Origin of the sequence: Duganella sp. Root336D2 (assembly GCF_001425005.1) — a bacterium.
Taxonomy (GTDB): Bacteria; Pseudomonadota; Gammaproteobacteria; order Burkholderiales; family Burkholderiaceae_D; genus Rugamonas.
The window spans coordinates 323,944-339,039 of record NZ_LMDB01000039.1 but is presented as its reverse complement, the minus strand read 5'-3'; the positions used below and the strand labels follow the sequence as shown (position 1 = coordinate 339,039).

Annotated in this window: 17 protein-coding genes and 1 riboswitch; of the genes, 5 read left to right on the top strand and 12 right to left on the bottom strand. The window is 59.9% G+C overall.

Annotated features, from left to right (window positions below; genetic code table 11):
* Positions 1-35 precede the first annotated feature (35 nt).
* Entirely contained in the window at positions 36-809 is a 774-nt protein-coding gene (locus ASD07_RS29665) for a transposase (protein ID WP_082507640.1), read from the top strand.
* A gap of 56 nt (positions 810-865) precedes the next feature.
* Here the strand turns inward: ASD07_RS29665 and ASD07_RS29660 are convergent, their stop codons facing one another.
* The gene (locus ASD07_RS29660) at positions 866-1,834 is read right to left on the bottom strand and encodes a LysR family transcriptional regulator (RefSeq protein WP_055939445.1); all 969 of its coding nucleotides are present in this window, start codon (positions 1,832-1,834) and stop codon (positions 866-868) included.
* Positions 1,835-1,936: 102 nt separating this feature from the next.
* On the opposite strand from ASD07_RS29660, the gene ASD07_RS29655 reads away from it, so the two are divergent.
* Positions 1,937-2,200 (top strand): hypothetical protein, encoded by a 264-nt coding sequence (locus ASD07_RS29655; protein WP_229207329.1) that lies wholly within the window; start codon positions 1,937-1,939, stop codon positions 2,198-2,200.
* A gap of 19 nt (positions 2,201-2,219) precedes the next feature.
* Here the strand turns inward: ASD07_RS29655 and ASD07_RS29650 are convergent, their stop codons facing one another.
* From ASD07_RS29650 to ASD07_RS29630, 5 genes are read right to left on the bottom strand one after another with little or no spacing between them, the layout of a single operon-like run.
* A complete protein-coding gene (locus ASD07_RS29650; RefSeq protein ID WP_229207328.1) occupies positions 2,220-2,843 on the bottom strand; it encodes a chalcone isomerase family protein in 624 nt (207 codons plus the stop codon).
* 58 nt (positions 2,844-2,901) lie between these two features.
* On the bottom strand, positions 2,902-3,156 hold the full coding sequence (locus tag ASD07_RS29645; protein ID WP_055939436.1) for a YfhL family 4Fe-4S dicluster ferredoxin: 255 nt from the start codon (positions 3,154-3,156) through the stop codon (positions 2,902-2,904).
* 12 nt (positions 3,157-3,168) lie between these two features.
* Positions 3,169-3,660, bottom strand: a complete 492-nt coding sequence (gene coaD, locus ASD07_RS29640; protein ID WP_028103399.1) for a pantetheine-phosphate adenylyltransferase — start codon at positions 3,658-3,660, stop codon at positions 3,169-3,171.
* 36 nt (positions 3,661-3,696) lie between these two features.
* Positions 3,697-4,290: a 16S rRNA (guanine(966)-N(2))-methyltransferase RsmD gene (rsmD, locus tag ASD07_RS29635; RefSeq protein WP_156398226.1), complete on the bottom strand. Its 594-nt coding sequence runs from the start codon at positions 4,288-4,290 to the stop codon at positions 3,697-3,699.
* Positions 4,291-4,317: 27 nt separating this feature from the next.
* Positions 4,318-5,184, bottom strand: a complete 867-nt coding sequence (locus ASD07_RS29630) for a DUF6279 family lipoprotein (RefSeq protein ID WP_055939433.1) — start codon at positions 5,182-5,184, stop codon at positions 4,318-4,320.
* Positions 5,185-5,215: 31 nt separating this feature from the next.
* On the opposite strand from ASD07_RS29630, the gene glmU reads away from it, so the two are divergent.
* Complete coding sequence (gene glmU / locus ASD07_RS29625) at positions 5,216-6,613, top strand: bifunctional UDP-N-acetylglucosamine diphosphorylase/glucosamine-1-phosphate N-acetyltransferase GlmU (protein ID WP_055939430.1); 1,398 nt, start codon at positions 5,216-5,218, stop codon at positions 6,611-6,613.
* Here the strand turns inward: glmU and ASD07_RS29620 are convergent.
* Together ASD07_RS29620 and ASD07_RS29615 are read right to left on the bottom strand one after the other, a co-directional pair.
* Positions 6,576-7,172 carry an ACP phosphodiesterase gene (locus tag ASD07_RS29620; RefSeq protein ID WP_055939428.1) on the bottom strand — a complete coding sequence of 199 codons (597 nt, stop codon included), beginning with the start codon at positions 7,170-7,172 and terminating at the stop codon, positions 6,576-6,578. The two genes, glmU and ASD07_RS29620, sit on opposite strands and share 38 nt — an antisense overlap.
* 327 nt (positions 7,173-7,499) lie before the next feature.
* Entirely contained in the window at positions 7,500-7,958 is a 459-nt protein-coding gene (locus ASD07_RS29615; protein ID WP_055939425.1) for an Lrp/AsnC family transcriptional regulator, read from the bottom strand.
* Between the two features lie 129 nt (positions 7,959-8,087).
* Between ASD07_RS29615 and glmS the strand changes: the two genes are divergently transcribed.
* Positions 8,088-9,917: a glutamine--fructose-6-phosphate transaminase (isomerizing) gene (gene glmS / locus ASD07_RS29610; protein ID WP_055939421.1), complete on the top strand. Its 1,830-nt coding sequence runs from the start codon at positions 8,088-8,090 to the stop codon at positions 9,915-9,917.
* A gap of 517 nt (positions 9,918-10,434) precedes the next feature.
* On the opposite strand, the gene ASD07_RS32440 is transcribed toward glmS, so the two are convergent.
* Both ASD07_RS32440 and ASD07_RS29605 read right to left on the bottom strand, forming a co-directional pair.
* On the bottom strand, positions 10,435-10,578 hold the full coding sequence (locus tag ASD07_RS32440; protein WP_373922110.1) for an MbcA/ParS/Xre antitoxin family protein: 144 nt from the start codon (positions 10,576-10,578) through the stop codon (positions 10,435-10,437).
* 138 nt (positions 10,579-10,716) lie between these two features.
* Positions 10,717-11,382, bottom strand: coding sequence for an O-methyltransferase (locus tag ASD07_RS29605; protein ID WP_055939418.1), 666 nt, complete (start codon positions 11,380-11,382; stop codon positions 10,717-10,719).
* A 36-nt stretch (positions 11,383-11,418) separates the two neighbouring features.
* Here ASD07_RS29605 and ASD07_RS29600 point away from each other — a divergent pair, with 36 nt between their 5' ends.
* Entirely contained in the window at positions 11,419-12,141 is a 723-nt protein-coding gene (locus tag ASD07_RS29600) for a TetR family transcriptional regulator (protein WP_307145654.1), read from the top strand.
* On the opposite strand, the gene ASD07_RS29595 is transcribed toward ASD07_RS29600, so the two are convergent.
* Both ASD07_RS29595 and bluB read right to left on the bottom strand, forming a co-directional pair.
* Positions 12,090-14,135, bottom strand: coding sequence for a TonB-dependent receptor (locus tag ASD07_RS29595; protein ID WP_156398224.1), 2,046 nt, complete (start codon positions 14,133-14,135; stop codon positions 12,090-12,092). The two genes, ASD07_RS29600 and ASD07_RS29595, sit on opposite strands and share 52 nt — an antisense overlap.
* 73 nt (positions 14,136-14,208) lie before the next feature.
* Positions 14,209-14,437, bottom strand: a riboswitch (cobalamin riboswitch).
* Position 14,438: 1 nt separating this feature from the next.
* Positions 14,439-15,092, bottom strand: a complete 654-nt coding sequence (bluB, locus tag ASD07_RS29590) for a 5,6-dimethylbenzimidazole synthase (RefSeq protein ID WP_055939409.1) — start codon at positions 15,090-15,092, stop codon at positions 14,439-14,441.
* Between the last annotated feature and the right edge of the window lie 4 nt (positions 15,093-15,096).

Genomic DNA, 15,096 nt, shown 5'->3' with positions numbered 1-15,096 from the left:
CATGCGTGGTTTGGCGCGGTGCTAGCGTTGCTGGTATGAGCCGAGCACCCCGCGTCGTATTTCCCGGAGCGATTTACCACATAACCTCGCGTGGAAATCGTCGCGCCGCCATTTATCATGACCGGCGTGACCACCTGATTTGGCTCGATACGCTAGCCGAAACAGTGGAAAACCATGAGCTAAAAGTCCACGCTTTTTGCCTGATGCCGAACCACTACCATCTTTTGATGGAAACGGTTCGTGCTAACTTGTCGGAGGCGATGCATCAGCTAAATGCATCGTACTGCCAGCATTTCAACAATCGGCACCGTCTAACGGGTCACGTTATTCAAGGACGCTTCCACGCAGTGACTGTGGCAAGGAGCGAGCAGCTGCTCGCGGTAGCGCGCTATATCAGTCTCAATCCAGTACGGGCAAAGCTTGTAAATGACGCTGCGGATTGGCTCTGGGGCAGTCATCGGTACTATCTTTCTCCCGACGATGCGCCCGATTGGCTAGAGACGAAATGGATCCTTTCGCAATTCGGGCCAGGCGACCAGAGCCGAAGGATTGTCGCGTACAAAGAATTCGTTGCGAGTGGGGTCGACTTACCGAATCCCTTGAAATTTCACACTGAACGACCTAATCCGCGATCCGCAGCGGCGCATCCTTTGGCGACCTATGCCGCAAGTTACCTGAATCGCGACGAAGCGATGGCGCGCGCATTCCAAACTAGCGCCTATACTCGCCTGGAAATCGCACTTCACTTCGGCGTCTCCATCCGGACAGTAGCGCGTGCCATTAAGAGTTACGCACAGGACGACAGCTGAGGGCGTGTCACACTTGGGGTGTGGCCCCATGGTGTGACACGGGCCCAACAGTAAAATTAATAGGTATCGTTTTTAGGATTGGTACCCGGGGCGGTCTTCTGGGCGATGGCGTTCATGCTCTCGAGGTGGCCGCGCAGCCATTTGTGGGCTGGGCTGCGGGCGTCGCGTTCGTGCCAGAGCATGTCGAGGTGCACGGCTGGCAGCTGGAACGGCAGCTCTTTGTAGATCAGCGCGTCGGTCATGCCGGTCGAGGCGATCAGGTGCTTCGGCAGTACCGTGATCAGGTCGCTATTGGCTACTACGCGGCCGGCAGTGAAGAACTGGTTCACCGTCAGCAAAATCCGGCGTTCGCGCTGAATCTGCGCCAGCGCTTCGTCCACCAGGCCGTGCGCGCGGCCGGAGAAGCTGACCAGCAGGTGGTTGGCTCCGCAATAGTTGTCCAGCGTTAGGTCTTGCTTGGCCAGCGGATGTCCGCGCCGCATCACGGCCACGTAGATCCCCGAATACAGGCGTTCATGGCGGATAGGTGAGCTTGGTTCACTCATCAACTGCGCCGCCACGCCCGGGAAGAAGCCCACTGCCAGGTCAATATCGCCGCGCAGCAGCATCGGACGCGGTTCGCGTGTTGTCAAAGGAACCATGCGGATGTTGACGCCCGGTGCTTCGCGTTCGATCGAGCGCATCAGTGCGGGCAGCCAGAACGCCGCCGTTGCGTCGGCCATCGCCATGCGGAAGGTGGCATGGGTCTTGGAGACGTCAAACGTCCCCGGCGTTACCGCGGCTTCCAGGGAAGCCAGCGCGCTGCGCACCTGCGGCCACAGCGCTTCGGCCCGCGGCGTTGGTTTGACGCCGTAAGCCGTACGGATCAGCAAGTCGTCGCCCAGGCTTTCACGCAGGCGCTTGATGGCGTTCGACACCGCCGGCTGCGTCATGGCCAGGTGGCCGGCAGCGCGCGTCAGGTTCTGCTCAGTCATTACCGCGTCGAAAACGCGCAGCAGATTCAGGTCGAGGGTCAGAAAGCTCATCGGTCATTCACACCAATAATAATTGATATCGGGAAACGGAATTGGCGTTATATGTTGCGGCGCACTATAGTACCAGTAGATTCTAAAGGTACAGAAACGGCCATGTCTACTTACATTAACATCATCGAATTCGCGCAGTACCTGCCGCTGGTGATCCTGGCGCTGGCGCTGGCTGTCGTGTTCAAGCCGCTGCTGCGTGGTATCGCCCGCGCAGCCGTGCTTGTCGTTAAGCCAAAGTTGAGCAAAGAGGAACGCCTGCAGCGTCGCCTGATGCGCGACACCATGATGTTCAAGCGTATGCTGAATTCGATGGAAGGCTCGCCTAGCCACGTCGCAGAACTGCGAGCGATGGCCTGCCGCGCGTAAGCCTTCCGCAGCGCAGCAATCAGTTAGTTTCTGGCGCCGGGGCTGGTTTCTCAACGCCCGACAGCAGTTTCGGTTTCAGCGAAGAATCAACCGGCTTGTTACCGATCCAGATGCGCATGATGGCGTTGAAGAACGCCTGGTCCGGCAGCACTTCCCCTACTTTCTTACCGTTCAGGAACGGCTGGGAGCCCACGGCCGGGTTCCAGTCGACGATCAGCTCGTCACCCTTCTTCAGTCCAGGGAACTGGGCAAAAATCTCCCCGAAAGCCTTGGTCTGCGGCAGCAGCTTGGTGCGTTCCTCCGGGCTGACGTTGTCGTTCAGGCCCTTCATGAAGGCCATGCCGAAGTCGTCCGAGCTCAGGTCACGCATCGCGACGATGCGGATCCGGCGCGGGCCGCCTACGGCCAGCACATCCTGCACGGTGGTCTTCTTTTCCTGCAGGTAGAAGCCCACTGCGTAGACTTTGAACACCAGCTTGGTGCGCACCCCGGCGCCGTTCAGCTTGAGGTCATGGCCGGCTACAGAAACAGTTTCCGGGAATTTGACGCCTGCCACGTCAGCGGCAAAGGCGGGTATGCTGCTCGCGGCCAGGAAAGCGACGGCGGCTGCAGTTTGTAAAAGTTTACGGCGAGTAATACTCATTTTGTCTCCGTTTGTATCAGATAGCAATATACCGCAGAGCTACCCTTTTTGGGAGGCATCAGGTCTTATCTGCCTGCAATTTCACGAATTTTGCCAACAGTTGCTCCTTGCTTTCCCGCCAATCTGGATTAAAAGGAATGCAAGAGACCGGGCAGACTTGCTGGCACTGCGGTTCGTCGAAGTGACCGACGCACTCGGTACACTTGTTGGTGTCAATTTCGTAGATCTCCGGACCCATGTAGATTGCGTCGTTCGGGCACTCCGGCTCGCACACGTCGCAATTGATGCAGTCGTCGGTAATCATTAAGGCCATGGCAATACTCTCTTAATCGCCCTTGCGCGCTGCGATTTTTTTACGCAGCCAGCGGTCGACGGACGGGAAAACAAACTTGGATACATCACCGCCAAGCTCGGCAATCTCGCGCACGATGGTGCCCGAGATGAACTGGTACTGGTCGGACGGGGTCAGGAACAGCGTTTCCACATCCGGCAGCATGTAGCGGTTCATGCCCGCCATCTGGAATTCGAACTCGAAGTCCGACACGGCGCGCAGGCCGCGCACGATCACGCGTGCATCGTGCTCGCGCACGAAGTCCTTCAACAGCCCGGAAAAACTCTCAACTTTGACGTTGGGATAATGTCCCAGCACTTCGTTGGCAATTTCCAGCCGTTCTTCGAGGGTGAAGAACGGATGCTTGTTCTGGCTATCGGCCACGCCCACGATCAGCGTGTCAAACAGGCCCGATGCGCGGCGCACCAGGTCTTCGTGACCCCGGGTCAGCGGGTCGAAAGTACCCGGATAAACTGCTACAACCATTGCAACTCCATGCGATTGGCTTAGGACAAAGAAGGATTATGCCTCATTTTCAGGCAATGCCTGAAGCAGGTGGTAGAACACCATGCCCGCCTTATCGGCGCGAACCACCTGCCAGCCGTCGAAGGCCAGCGGTGCTTCCGCCTCGGCATATACCAGGCCGCCGTCCTTGAGCAGGGCACGGCACAGTGGCATCGAGCGCTCCAGCAAGCCTTGCTCATACGGCGGGTCGAGGAAAATCAGGTCGAATTTGGCGCCGCGGCCGGCCAGCGATTGCGCCGTTGCCAGTGCGTCGCCGCGCTGGATGGCGATATTCGTGGCCTTCAGCTTCTCGCGGTTGGATTCAAGCTGGCGCACAACGGCGCTGTTGGCGTCGATCATGGTGACCTTGGCCGCGCCGCGGCTGGCAGCCTCAAAACCGAGCGCGCCGCTGCCGGCGAACAGGTCCAGTACCTGGGTGTCGCTCCAGGCGGCATCGTGCAGGTGGTTGATCCAGTTGAAGACGGTTTCGCGCACACGGTCGGGCGTTGGGCGCAAGCCCAGTGCTTCCAGTACCGGCAATGGCGTGCGCTTCCAGTCGCCGCCGATAATGCGGACCTGGTTGGGGACTTTCTTCTTTTGCATGGGCGGCATTATCTCATGCCGCCCCTATGCCAAGGCCTAATGCACTTGCGCCGAAAGGGTATTCAAGTCCTTGATCCAGCCGTCCATGCGCTTTTGCGCGTGGGCTTTTTGCTCCGGCGTGGAGATGCGCACAACGGTGTGGACAAGGTCCAGCGTCGCCTGGGTGTAGTTGTCGAAGAAGGCCCTGCGCTCCGAGACGCCGAAGCGGTCAAAGCCCGAGCGTATCAACTCCTCTATCCATTGCGTGGCCACCTGCTTGCTCGGTTGCTCGGTCATGATCCTGCGCGCCAGGTTGATGATCTTGAGCTGGCGCCGCATGCGTTCATCCAGCCATAACCCGTTATCCAGCGGACGCGCATCGGATGCCTTGCGGATAATGGCCTCCTGCTCGTCGCTGAAGTCGCCGAACCACAGCTCGAACTGTTCCATCGATTTCTTGTAGCGGAACCTGTTCTGGTCCTGCGCGTCGCCCTTCATATTCTCTTTACGGAATTTGGCGTTGTTCTTGGCGAACTTCTTCTCCATGCTCTCCAGCTGGTCGGGCTTGAGCGACAGCGCCAGCTCCGCGATATCGGGTGCCGAGCGCAGCATCAACGCCTCGGTGCGGTCGCGGATATCCACATAATCGGCCATCAGGTCGGCCGGGGTCGGGTTGCCATGCAACTGGTGCTGGGCCTTCTGCAGGAACTGCACATAGTCCTGGAGCTGGGTCTTGCGGTGCCAGCGGAAGAACTCACCAATGTCCTGCTTGACCTCCCCTTTCTGCTCGTTGTCGAAATCGACATAGGCATCGAGCCACCAGTACAGCAAGGTGTCGCCGTTGTTATAAGCCAGGCGCAGGGAACTGCACGCTGCGAGCAGAATGGCAAAAGCCAGCACGATGCACGTGTTAAACTTTTTCATCTTTTTAACTCACACAAGAAAACTACGGTCTATGAACGTCGTCATCCTCGCCGCCGGCATGGGTAAGCGCATGCAGTCGGCGCTGCCAAAAGTTTTGCATCCCGTAGCTGGCAAGTCCCTGTTGTCTCACGTTATCGACACCGCGCGCAGCCTGTCTCCGGCTAAATTGTGCGTCATTTACGGTCACGGCGGCGCAGCGGTGCTGGCTTCGCTGGACAAGCACAAGGCCGTTCCCGGCACCGAAATCTCGGCCGCATTGCAGGAACCGCAACTGGGCACCGGCCACGCTGTCCAGCAGGGCCTGGAACACCTCGACGACGACCAGCCAACCCTGGTGCTGTACGGCGACGTTCCGCTGACTTCCTCCGCTTCCCTGAAACGCCTGGCCGACGCCGCAGGCAAGGACAAGCTGGGCATCCTGACCGTGGTGCAGGACAACCCCTTCGGCCTTGGCCGCATCGTCCGCGTGGGTGGCGCCATCCAGCGCATCGTTGAAGAGAAGGATGCCACAGAAGCCGAACGCATGATCAAGGAAATCAATTCCGGCATCATGGTGATCCCGACCGCCAAGCTGAAACAGTGGCTGGGCAAGCTGAAAAACGAAAACGCGCAAGGCGAGTACTACCTGACCGATATCGTCGCCATGGCGGTGGAAGAAGGCGTGCAAGTCGTTTCGGCCCACCCTGCCGCACCCTGGGAAGTGCTGGGCGTGAACAGCAAAGCGCAATTGGCCGAACTGGAACGCATCTACCAGCGCAATGTCGCCAACTGTCTGCTGGACAAAGGCGTGACCCTGGCCGACCCGGCACGCATCGACGTGCGCGGCGAGCTGACTTGCGGCCGCGACGTGACCATCGACGTTGGCTGCGTTTTCGAAGGCAAGGTGGAAATCGGCGAAGGCGCGACTATCGGCCCGAACTGCGTGCTGATTAACGCCCGCATCGGCGCTGGCGCCAATATCAAGGCCTTCACCCATATCGAAGAAGCGGTGGTGGGCGACAAGAGCCAGATTGGCCCATACGCCCGCCTGCGCCCGGGCACCGAATTGGGTGAGGACGTCCATGTGGGTAACTTCGTCGAGATCAAGAACAGCCAGGTTGCTGCGCATTCGAAGGCCAATCACCTGGCCTATGTAGGCGATGCCACCGTCGGATCACGCGTAAATATCGGCGCCGGCACCATCACCTGCAACTACGATGGTGCGAACAAGTTCCGCACCGTGATTGAAGACGACGCCTTTATCGGCAGCGACAGCCAGCTGGTGGCCCCGGTGATCGTGGGAGCAGGCGCGACCATCGGCGCCGGCACCACGCTGACCAAGGATGCGCCAGCCGGCAAGCTGACCATCTCGCGCCCTAAGCAATTGACGATTGAAGGCTGGAAGCGCCCAGTCAAGCAACCGAAAACTGGCGGCGGCGCTGGTAAGTAAATTTCACCAGCTCGGGGAAGAAGCGATCGAATCCGTCCGCGATCGCCTCGTAGTGCTGCTGCACTTCCCCGATGCCCTCGCGCAGCAGGTGGCCGTTGCGGCTTAACCTGTCCGACATGCGCGTCAGCGCCAGCTCGACCCCGCTGAATTCCCCATAAGCTCCCAGCCAGTCCTGCTTGATCAGCTTGGGCAGGATTTCGCGCAGCCGCTCCGGCAATTGCCCCTCATGGGAGGCCAGGGCGCCGTAAAAGCGCTCGATCAACTCCGCGCGCGGCTCTTCGCAGTATTCGTCCCAGCGCTGGCTCAGGATATGGTCGTAGAACACGTCCAGCACGATGCCCGCGTAACGCCGCCGGCCCTCCGTGAACAAGCTTTTGGCCTCGGTTACCACCGGGTGGCTATCCGTGAACGAGTCGATAAAGCGGTGCAGCGCGATCTCGTTCGCAATCTCCGGCGCATAGTGGTCCCCACCGTTCGCCTTGACGAAGTCGCCCAGCATGGCGCCAACCATCGCCGCCTCACTATGCCGTGCCAGGTAGATATGTGCGAGGTAGTTCATGCCCCATTCTAGCGCTGTGGATAAAGATGTGTAAAAGCCGGTGCAATTCCGACTGAAAACGGTGGGATAGGCATTGGATAAGCGACACCTGGCATACCTGCATTATCCACAAAGCGCGCCATGGTAACGGTTCTGTGGAAAAGCCTGGGGAATACAGGCTAACAACCATGCATAACTCAAAACTGTGGATAAATGTGTGGGAAACCCTGCGGAAAACGCGAGGATATGCGGTGTGGATCGCTGGATAACTGCGTTCGGGCAGCGCGTCCGTGTGGAGAAAGTTGTGTATAAGCTTGTGACTAGCCGGGTATAAGCCGGGATAACTGCTTAGACCGGGATGCTGGTTTCAAACTTGCTTCGGAAAGTGGAAAAGTAGGCTTTGACGTTACGTACATTGGCCTGGCCAGCGAACAAACGGTGGGCCAGCGCGTGGTAGGCCGGCATATCTGCCACCTGTACGATCAGCACGAAATCCGGCCCGGGCGAGACCCGGTAGCATTGCAACACCGCCGGCTCCGGGGCCACCAGCGCCTCGAATTCCGTCATGCGTTCAGCGGCTTGGATATCCAAGGAGATTTCCACAACCGCGGTCAGGTGCGAGCCAACCTTATCCGGCGCCACCAGGACAACTTCACGCTCAATCACCCCGGAGTCGCGCAAATGCTTGACCCGACGCAAACAAGTGGGCGCCGAAACGTGTACGGCAGCGGCCAACTCGGCGTTGGTTTGCGACGCATCCTTCTGCAAGGCATTCAGAATACGCCGATCAATTTCATCAAAGTCCATAATTTGAAAGAATATTTCTCACAATAAGTGGTGAGAAATATTCTTTCACACTATTGGAAAATGAGAAAGCAAATTTCGTCACACCTGCTCTAGCATGCACTCATTAACTTTTAACGAATGAGGTCGCGTATGTGCGGTATTGTCGGCGCTGTAGCCCAGCGCAATATCACCCCAATCCTGGTTGAAGGCCTGAAACGCCTGGAATACCGCGGCTACGACTCCTGCGGCGTTGCCTTGCACCTGGATGGCAAACTGCAGCGCTCCCGCAGCACCTCGCGCGTGGCCGACCTCGAAAAGCAGATCGATGAAGGCGGCCTGAACGGCTTCACCGGCATCGCCCACACCCGCTGGGCCACGCACGGCGCCCCAGCCTCGCATAACGCCCACCCACACTTCTCCCCAAGCGAAGCTGCTGCCCGCATCGCCCTGGTCCACAACGGCATCATCGAGAACCACGACGAACTGCGCGCCGAGCTGACCGCCCTGGGTTATGTCTTCACCAGCCAGACCGACACCGAAGTGATCGCCCACCTGGTCGACCACATGTACAACGGCGACCTGTTCGACACCGTGCAGCACGCTGTCAAGCGCCTGCATGGCGCCTACGCCATCGCCGTGTTCTGCCGCGAAGAGCCGCACCGCGTGGTGGCAGCGCGCCAAGGCTCGCCGCTGATCGTCGGCATCGGCCAGGGTGAAAACTTCGTCGCATCCGACGCCATGGCGCTGGCCGGCACCACCGACCAGATCATCTACCTGGAAGAAGGCGACGTAGTCGACCTGCAGCTGGGCCGCGTCTGGATCGTCGACGTCGACGGCAAGCAAGTGAACCGCGAAGTGAAGACCGTGCATGCCCACACCGGCGCCGCGGAACTGGGCCCATACCGCCACTTCATGCAGAAGGAAATCTTCGAGCAACCGCGCGTGGTCGGCGATACGCTGGAAGGCGTAACCGGCGTCATGCCGGAGCTGTTCGGCGACGGCGCCTACAAAGTATTCAAGGAGATCGACCGCGTGCTGATTCTCGCTTGCGGCACCAGCTACTACGCCGGCCTGACCGCCAAGTACTGGATCGAATCGATCGCCAAGGTACCGGTCAGCGTGGAAATCGCTTCCGAATACCGCTACCGCGACAGCGTACCGAATCCTAAGACCCTGGTGGTGACCATCTCCCAGTCCGGCGAAACCGCCGACACCATCGCCGCGCTGAAGCACGCGCGCAGCCTGGGCATGGAACACACCCTGACCATTTGCAACGTGTCGACCAGCGCCATGGTGCGCGAGTGCAAACTGGCCTACATCACCCGCGCCGGTGTGGAAGTGGGCGTGGCCTCGACCAAGGCCTTCACCACCCAATTGTCCGCCCTGTTCCTGCTGACCCTCAGCCTGGCGCAAGTAAACGACCTGCTGACCGAAGAACAGGAAGCCGCACACCTGAAAGCCATGCGCCACTTGCCGTCCGCCATTGCCGCCGTGCTGGCGCTGGAACCGCAGATCATCGCCTGGGCCGAAGAATTCGCACGCAAAGAGAACGCCCTGTTCCTGGGCCGCGGCCTGCACTACCCGATTGCCTTGGAAGGCGCGCTGAAGCTGAAAGAGATCTCCTACATTCACGCCGAAGCCTATCCAGCCGGTGAGTTGAAACACGGCCCGCTGGCGCTGGTGACCGACGAAATGCCGGTCGTGACCATCGCCCCGAACGACGCGCTGCTGGAGAAGCTGAAGTCGAACATGCAGGAAGTGCGCGCCCGCGGCGGCCAGCTCTACGTCTTCGCCGACGTCGACTCGCGCATCACCTCCGGCGACGGCCTGCACGTGATCCGCTTGCCGGAACACTACGGCCATCTGTCCCCGATCCTGCACGTGGTTGCGCTGCAGCTGCTGGCTTACCACACCGCCTTGGCCCGTGGTACGGACGTTGACAAGCCACGTAACTTGGCGAAGTCGGTCACGGTTGAGTGATCAATTTGCTTTGATTGACTTGAAACAATAAAGTCGGTCGGTAAACAATAAAGTTGGTCGGGCGGCTGGCGGTGCCATACCGGCAGTGCGCCTTCCAAAATTATGGGAATTCAGGGTGATCTTTTCATTTGCGCGGCAAGGCGAAAACGGAAATGTGGAGATTCACGCTTTTCCCGCAGAACTGGCCGAACGAGTCAGAAGTTCAGTCTCGACGCTCGCATATGGTCAGATGCACACACCATCGGACACCGTGATTTCAGTTCACTTGGACGGGGAGCTCCTGAGCATCCCTTATCGTGTGTATTACGACAAGGGGCAACTGGCTAATGGCATGAATCGCCCAGGCGAAGCGGCCTTAATTGCGCTTTGTCTGGGGACACGTCACTACGATGGTCATGTGCGCGAGCAATGCGTCCGCCGCCTCTTGGAAGTTGAAGAGCGGTGGGCTGCGCCGTATGTAGTACAGTTGAATCGTCTGCATCGCCTCACGCATAGGCCCTCGACTCGGCCATAGCAATCAGCTCGCCAGGAGTTCTTGGTCAGTCATCGTATCGAGATATGAGCCGGGCCGCACACCGCCGAGTGCCGGCAGCGGACTGTTAAGCCAGGCCTCCAGCCACTTTGTTGAATCGAAGCTTGTCGCTCCGCTCCTTGCGACCATTGCTTCCACCCGGCCAATCAAGGACATTAAGCCGATCACACGCTCACTCGGCGCAGTCCAATGCGTCCTAAGCTTACTTGAAACGCGGTTTCACGTGGACAGTGCCGGCTTAGAACCGCGCGTCTTATAACGTGAGTGTCAGCTGCGCTTCATGCTCAGTTCAACATCGCCCGGCAGCGACAGGGACAGATAGTCGCCCTCCGCGTCGCGCACCTTTGACATATACTCAGGGCAGTAATCGGCGTTGTCGGCGATGATCAGCGCACCGGGACGCAGGCGGTGCTCCACCAGGCGCAGGATGTCGAAGTACAGGCCTTTGGCGCCGTCCAGCAACAGCAGGTCGATTTGCTCCGGCAAGCCATTGCGCAGGGTTTCCAGTGCATCGCCTTCACGGATCTCGACGAGGTCGAGCAAACCGCCGGCCTCCAGGTTTTCGCGGGCCCGCTGTACCTTGGACGGTTCGAATTCCGTGGTGACCAGCAGGCCGCCGCCGTTGTCGCGCAGGGCTGCGGCAAGGTGCAGGGTCGAGATGCCGAACGAAGTTCCGAATTCGACGATCACGTTCGCCTTGGCGTTACGCGCCAACATGTACAGCAGCAGGCCGGTCTCGCGCGAAACCGGGATCGCGGCGTCTTTCAAGTCCGCATAGATGTCGCGATAGCCGGTCTTGCTGCTCATGATGCGCACGCGATCCTCTGCTGGGAGCGCGCCGAAGGCGGCGATGGCGGGCACCCTGGTGTTTTCGGATTCGTCGAACAGGCGGTTCAGCAGGGGCGCGACAGGTGCGGATGTCAGGGTAATCATGGGGCTCTTCCTTTCTTGTGTAAGAGCAGGAATAATATGAATAATCCTTCACGTTTCATATTCGCATTCCCGACTCCCCTCATGACTGATAACAAAAGCTCCCGTGTCTCCTCGAGAAGAAGGCCAAAACAGGCCCGCTCAAATGACCTGGTTGGCGCGATACTGCAGGCAGCTATTCAGGTTTTAGCAAAAGAAGGTGCTCGCCGCTTCACTACGACAAGGGTGGCGGAGCGCGCCGGCGTGAGCGTGGGGTCGATCTACCAGTACTTCCCCAACAAGGCGTCCATCCTGTTCCGCCTTCAGAGCGACGAGTGGCAGCAGACCTCGTCCATGCTGACCGAAATCCTGCAAGATCCAGCGAAACCGCCGCTGGACCGCATGCGCGAACTGGTACATGCCTTTGTACGTTCGGAATGCGAAGAGGCGGCGGTGCGGACTGCCCTTAATGATGCGGCGCCGCTGTACCGCGACGCGCCGGAGGCGATCGAGACCAAAGCTGCCGGCGACCAGATGTTCCGGCTCTTCATCGACGAGGCGCTGCCCAAGGCTACCGACGCGGAGCGCACATTGGCGAGCGACCTGGTGATGGATACGCTCAGCGCCGTCGGGCAGCAGTTTTCACAAGAGCCCCGCAGCGACGAAGAAATTACAGCCTATGCAGGCGCCCTGGCCGATATGCTGTGCGCATACCTGGCCGGGCTGGGCGCTCAGAACACCGCGCGCAAGGTCAAACGCACCGTACGTGGTTCGCCGGGGTGAAAGTGAATGTCGGATACGCCCTCTGCCGGCTCGCCGGCAAGTCGTGAGGGGTAGTAGTAATCGACATCGCTCGCCTTGCGGTCGAACAGGTTGAACACGTCGGCCGTCAATTGCCAACGGCGATCGAAGCGATAGGTAGTGCGCAGGTAGGCAAGCGCCGTGCTGGCTGAGCGAATGCTGTTATCTTCCACCAGCGGACGCGGACCGAAATAGCGCAGCTGGAACGCACCGGACCATGGGCCGATGTCGTTCAGTGTCGCACCAAATGACACCACCTTTTCCACAGCGCCCGGAACACGGTCGCCGGCCGCATCGAACTCCGTGTAGCGGGCGCGCGAATAGGCCAGGTCGAAGTCCAGCAGCAAATGGCTGGTGGCTGCATAGTGGTTGTTCCATTCGATGCCGGAACGTTTACTGGCGCGGCTAGGTGCGGTGTCGCCTGCATCGCCGGAGAACACCAGCTCGGAGCCAGAACGCAGGCGCCACAGCGCCATCGAGCTTTGCAAGCCAGGCACGAACTCGCTGCGTGCGCCGATTTCCGAGCCACGTGTCTTCACCAGCGGTGTGACGGGCTCGACGGGCTCGCGCTCGCGTGGCGACAGGCGGGCCGTGGCGCCGCGCGCGTCGTTGCTATGGAAGCCTTCTCCGTAGTTCACGAAAAACTCCGTCTTGCTCCAGGGCCCCAGGATCAATGAGAGCTTGGGCGATGCAATGTGATCGTTCACCTTCCCGGAGTTTTCCAGGATAGAGCTGGCGACATCAAAGCTGTAGCGGTCATAACGCAGGCCGGTGATGGAGCGCAGCCAAGGCGTCCACTGCACGGTGTTCTGGAACCACACCGCCACGCTGCCTTCTGTCACGCGCGACTCGGCGATCGGGTGCAGCACGCGCTGCTGCGTCGTTGCATACAGGCCGACCGGGGCAATGCGGTCGAAGCGGCCCTGCACGCCGATGCTGTTTTCCATCGAGCGGTCACCAAATTGCCCGAACCAGGTCTGGGTCAGGTCGAAGCCAGTCATCTTGCGGCGTTCGGTTTGCAGGACCTGGTCGCCGTTGACCGGATCATCCAGGAAGTAGGTGACGTCGTTGTACAGCGCCAGGTCATTGCGCACCACGTAGGCGTGGGCTTCCGTCAGCGAATCGCCAACACGCTTGCGCCATTCGCCGGAAAGGCTGTAGCGCGCCGTGCGGCCGCCATCGCTTGGATCGGCCGCGCCAAACTCGTCGAGGCGCCCGTCCTGCACTGCGCGCAACGGAATCTGGCTGGTAGCGTGCCAGCCTGCTTTGTAAGCCATGCCGGTAATGCTGAATCGTTCCGCGCTGGTCCCCGAGCTGTAGCGCAGCACGCCAGTCGACTTGTGGAATCTCTCCGGCATCTGCCATGGGCCGTCGTTGTGGCCCAGATCCAGTGCGTACAACAGGTTGCCGTTGCCAACCTCGGTGGAATTCGCCACGACGCCGCGGCGATAGGCATGCACACCGGCGGTAAGCGATGCGAAGCCTTCGTTCAGCTTATCGGCCAGACCCATGTGCGCAGCACCAGCCGAGGCGAAGTCGCCTTCGTCGGCGTAATAAGGGCCTTTGCGGTAGCGGATCTTGCTTACCAGCTCCGGGATCAGAAAGTTGAGGTCCGTGTAGCCCTGGCCGTGGCCGTGTGTACGCATATTGACTGGCATGCCGTCGACGAAGGTGGCGAAGTCGGTGCCGTGGTCCAGATTGAAGCCGCGCAGGTAGTATTGGTTCGCCTTGCCGTCGCCGCTATGCTGGGCGACGATCATGCCCGGCACGAATTCCAGGATTTCGCCGGGCCGCAAAGCGGGCCGGTTGGCAATCAATGCTGCGGTGATGGTTCCTTCGCTGGCTGCGTCGGAAGTGCGGATGCCATTGTCGTAGTGGTGGCCAACAACGTACACCCTTGCTGGTGCTTCCTGCTCTTGTGCGTGCGCGACAGCGCACAACGCCCCCGCGATCATGGGGATCAATGATTTTTTCATTATGGATGCTTGAATCGGCAATCCCGCCCACCTCCCCGTGAGCGCGACCGAACAGCGCACGCATCGTTGCCGACGTGTGCACCACCTGTCTGGCCGGTATCCGGGCTGGCAAGGCGGACCGTCTTGCCTTCCCATGCTTGCGCACAGTGGCTTGAGAGACGACCTGTCGTTGAAGAACGACGCTTGCTTACCGTTGCGGGGGCAGCACACCTTGGCTTGCTGGCTGAAGCAGCATGGCCATGTGTTTCCCGTTTAACTGCGCGCTTGAACGCGCGCGAGGCACCAAACGGCGGCGATTATACGCTATACACTGTTGTTATCCTGCCACCTGTCGGTATAAACCAGGTCGGCAAGTTTGCCGCGCTTTGCCCACCCTTCGAGTTCCAGCATCGGCTTGGGATAGAAGCCGGCAACGTGACCCAGGCAGATGATGGCGACCGGTTTGCCGCCCTCCGGTATGCCCAGCAAAGACGCCAGCCTGGCCGGGTCGAATAGCGACACCCAGCCCATACCCAGGCCTTCAGCGCGGGCGGCCAGCCACATGTTCTGGATGGCGCAGGCGACCGAGGCCAGGTCCATCTCGGGCAAAGTGCGGCGGCCGAAGATGTGCCTTTCGCGCTGGTCCATCAGGGCCGCCACCAGCACTTCGCCGCATTCGCGGATACCTTCGACCTTCAGCCGCATGAATTCCTCGTTGCGCTCGCCCAGGGCTGCGGCGGTAGCCTGGCGTTCTTCATCGACCAGCCGGTACATCTGCTCGCGCAAAGCGGGGTCCTGGATGCGGATGAAGCGCCACGGCTGCATCAGCCCAACGCTGGGCGCCTGGTGGGCTGCGGCCAGCAGGCGCATGAGCAGGTCTTCATCCACTGCACCGGGCACGAAGTGACGCACGTCGCGCCGTTCGGCAATCACACGATAAACGGCATCAATTCCTGCCTGGTCAAAACTACTCTGCACTTCT

What these genes read in the sequence shown, in the direction of transcription:
- ASD07_RS29630 (WP_055939433.1), bottom strand. Translation starts at nt 5,184, where the DNA reads ATGAAAAAGTTTAACACGTGCATCGTGCTGGCTTTTGCCATTCTGCTC.
- rsmD (WP_156398226.1), bottom strand. Translation starts at nt 4,290, where the DNA reads ATGCCGCCCATGCAAAAGAAGAAAGTCCCCAACCAGGTCCGCATTATC.
- ASD07_RS29660 (WP_055939445.1), bottom strand. Translation starts at nt 1,834, where the DNA reads ATGAGCTTTCTGACCCTCGACCTGAATCTGCTGCGCGTTTTCGACGCG.
- ASD07_RS29665 (WP_082507640.1), top strand. Translation starts at nt 36, where the DNA reads ATGAGCCGAGCACCCCGCGTCGTATTTCCCGGAGCGATTTACCACATA.
- ASD07_RS29620 (WP_055939428.1), bottom strand. Translation starts at nt 7,172, where the DNA reads ATGAACTACCTCGCACATATCTACCTGGCACGGCATAGTGAGGCGGCG.
- coaD (WP_028103399.1), bottom strand. Translation starts at nt 3,660, where the DNA reads ATGGTTGTAGCAGTTTATCCGGGTACTTTCGACCCGCTGACCCGGGGT.
- glmS (WP_055939421.1), top strand. Translation starts at nt 8,088, where the DNA reads ATGTGCGGTATTGTCGGCGCTGTAGCCCAGCGCAATATCACCCCAATC.
- ASD07_RS32440 (WP_373922110.1), bottom strand. Translation starts at nt 10,578, where the DNA reads ATGGTCGCAAGGAGCGGAGCGACAAGCTTCGATTCAACAAAGTGGCTG.
- ASD07_RS29605 (WP_055939418.1), bottom strand. Translation starts at nt 11,382, where the DNA reads ATGATTACCCTGACATCCGCACCTGTCGCGCCCCTGCTGAACCGCCTG.
- ASD07_RS29595 (WP_156398224.1), bottom strand. Translation starts at nt 14,135, where the DNA reads ATGAAAAAATCATTGATCCCCATGATCGCGGGGGCGTTGTGCGCTGTC.
- ASD07_RS29645 (WP_055939436.1), bottom strand. Translation starts at nt 3,156, where the DNA reads ATGGCCTTAATGATTACCGACGACTGCATCAATTGCGACGTGTGCGAG.
- ASD07_RS29650 (WP_229207328.1), bottom strand. Translation starts at nt 2,843, where the DNA reads ATGAGTATTACTCGCCGTAAACTTTTACAAACTGCAGCCGCCGTCGCT.
- glmU (WP_055939430.1), top strand. Translation starts at nt 5,216, where the DNA reads ATGAACGTCGTCATCCTCGCCGCCGGCATGGGTAAGCGCATGCAGTCG.
- ASD07_RS29655 (WP_229207329.1), top strand. Translation starts at nt 1,937, where the DNA reads ATGTCTACTTACATTAACATCATCGAATTCGCGCAGTACCTGCCGCTG.
- ASD07_RS29615 (WP_055939425.1), bottom strand. Translation starts at nt 7,958, where the DNA reads ATGGACTTTGATGAAATTGATCGGCGTATTCTGAATGCCTTGCAGAAG.
- ASD07_RS29600 (WP_307145654.1), top strand. Translation starts at nt 11,419, where the DNA reads ATGAATAATCCTTCACGTTTCATATTCGCATTCCCGACTCCCCTCATG.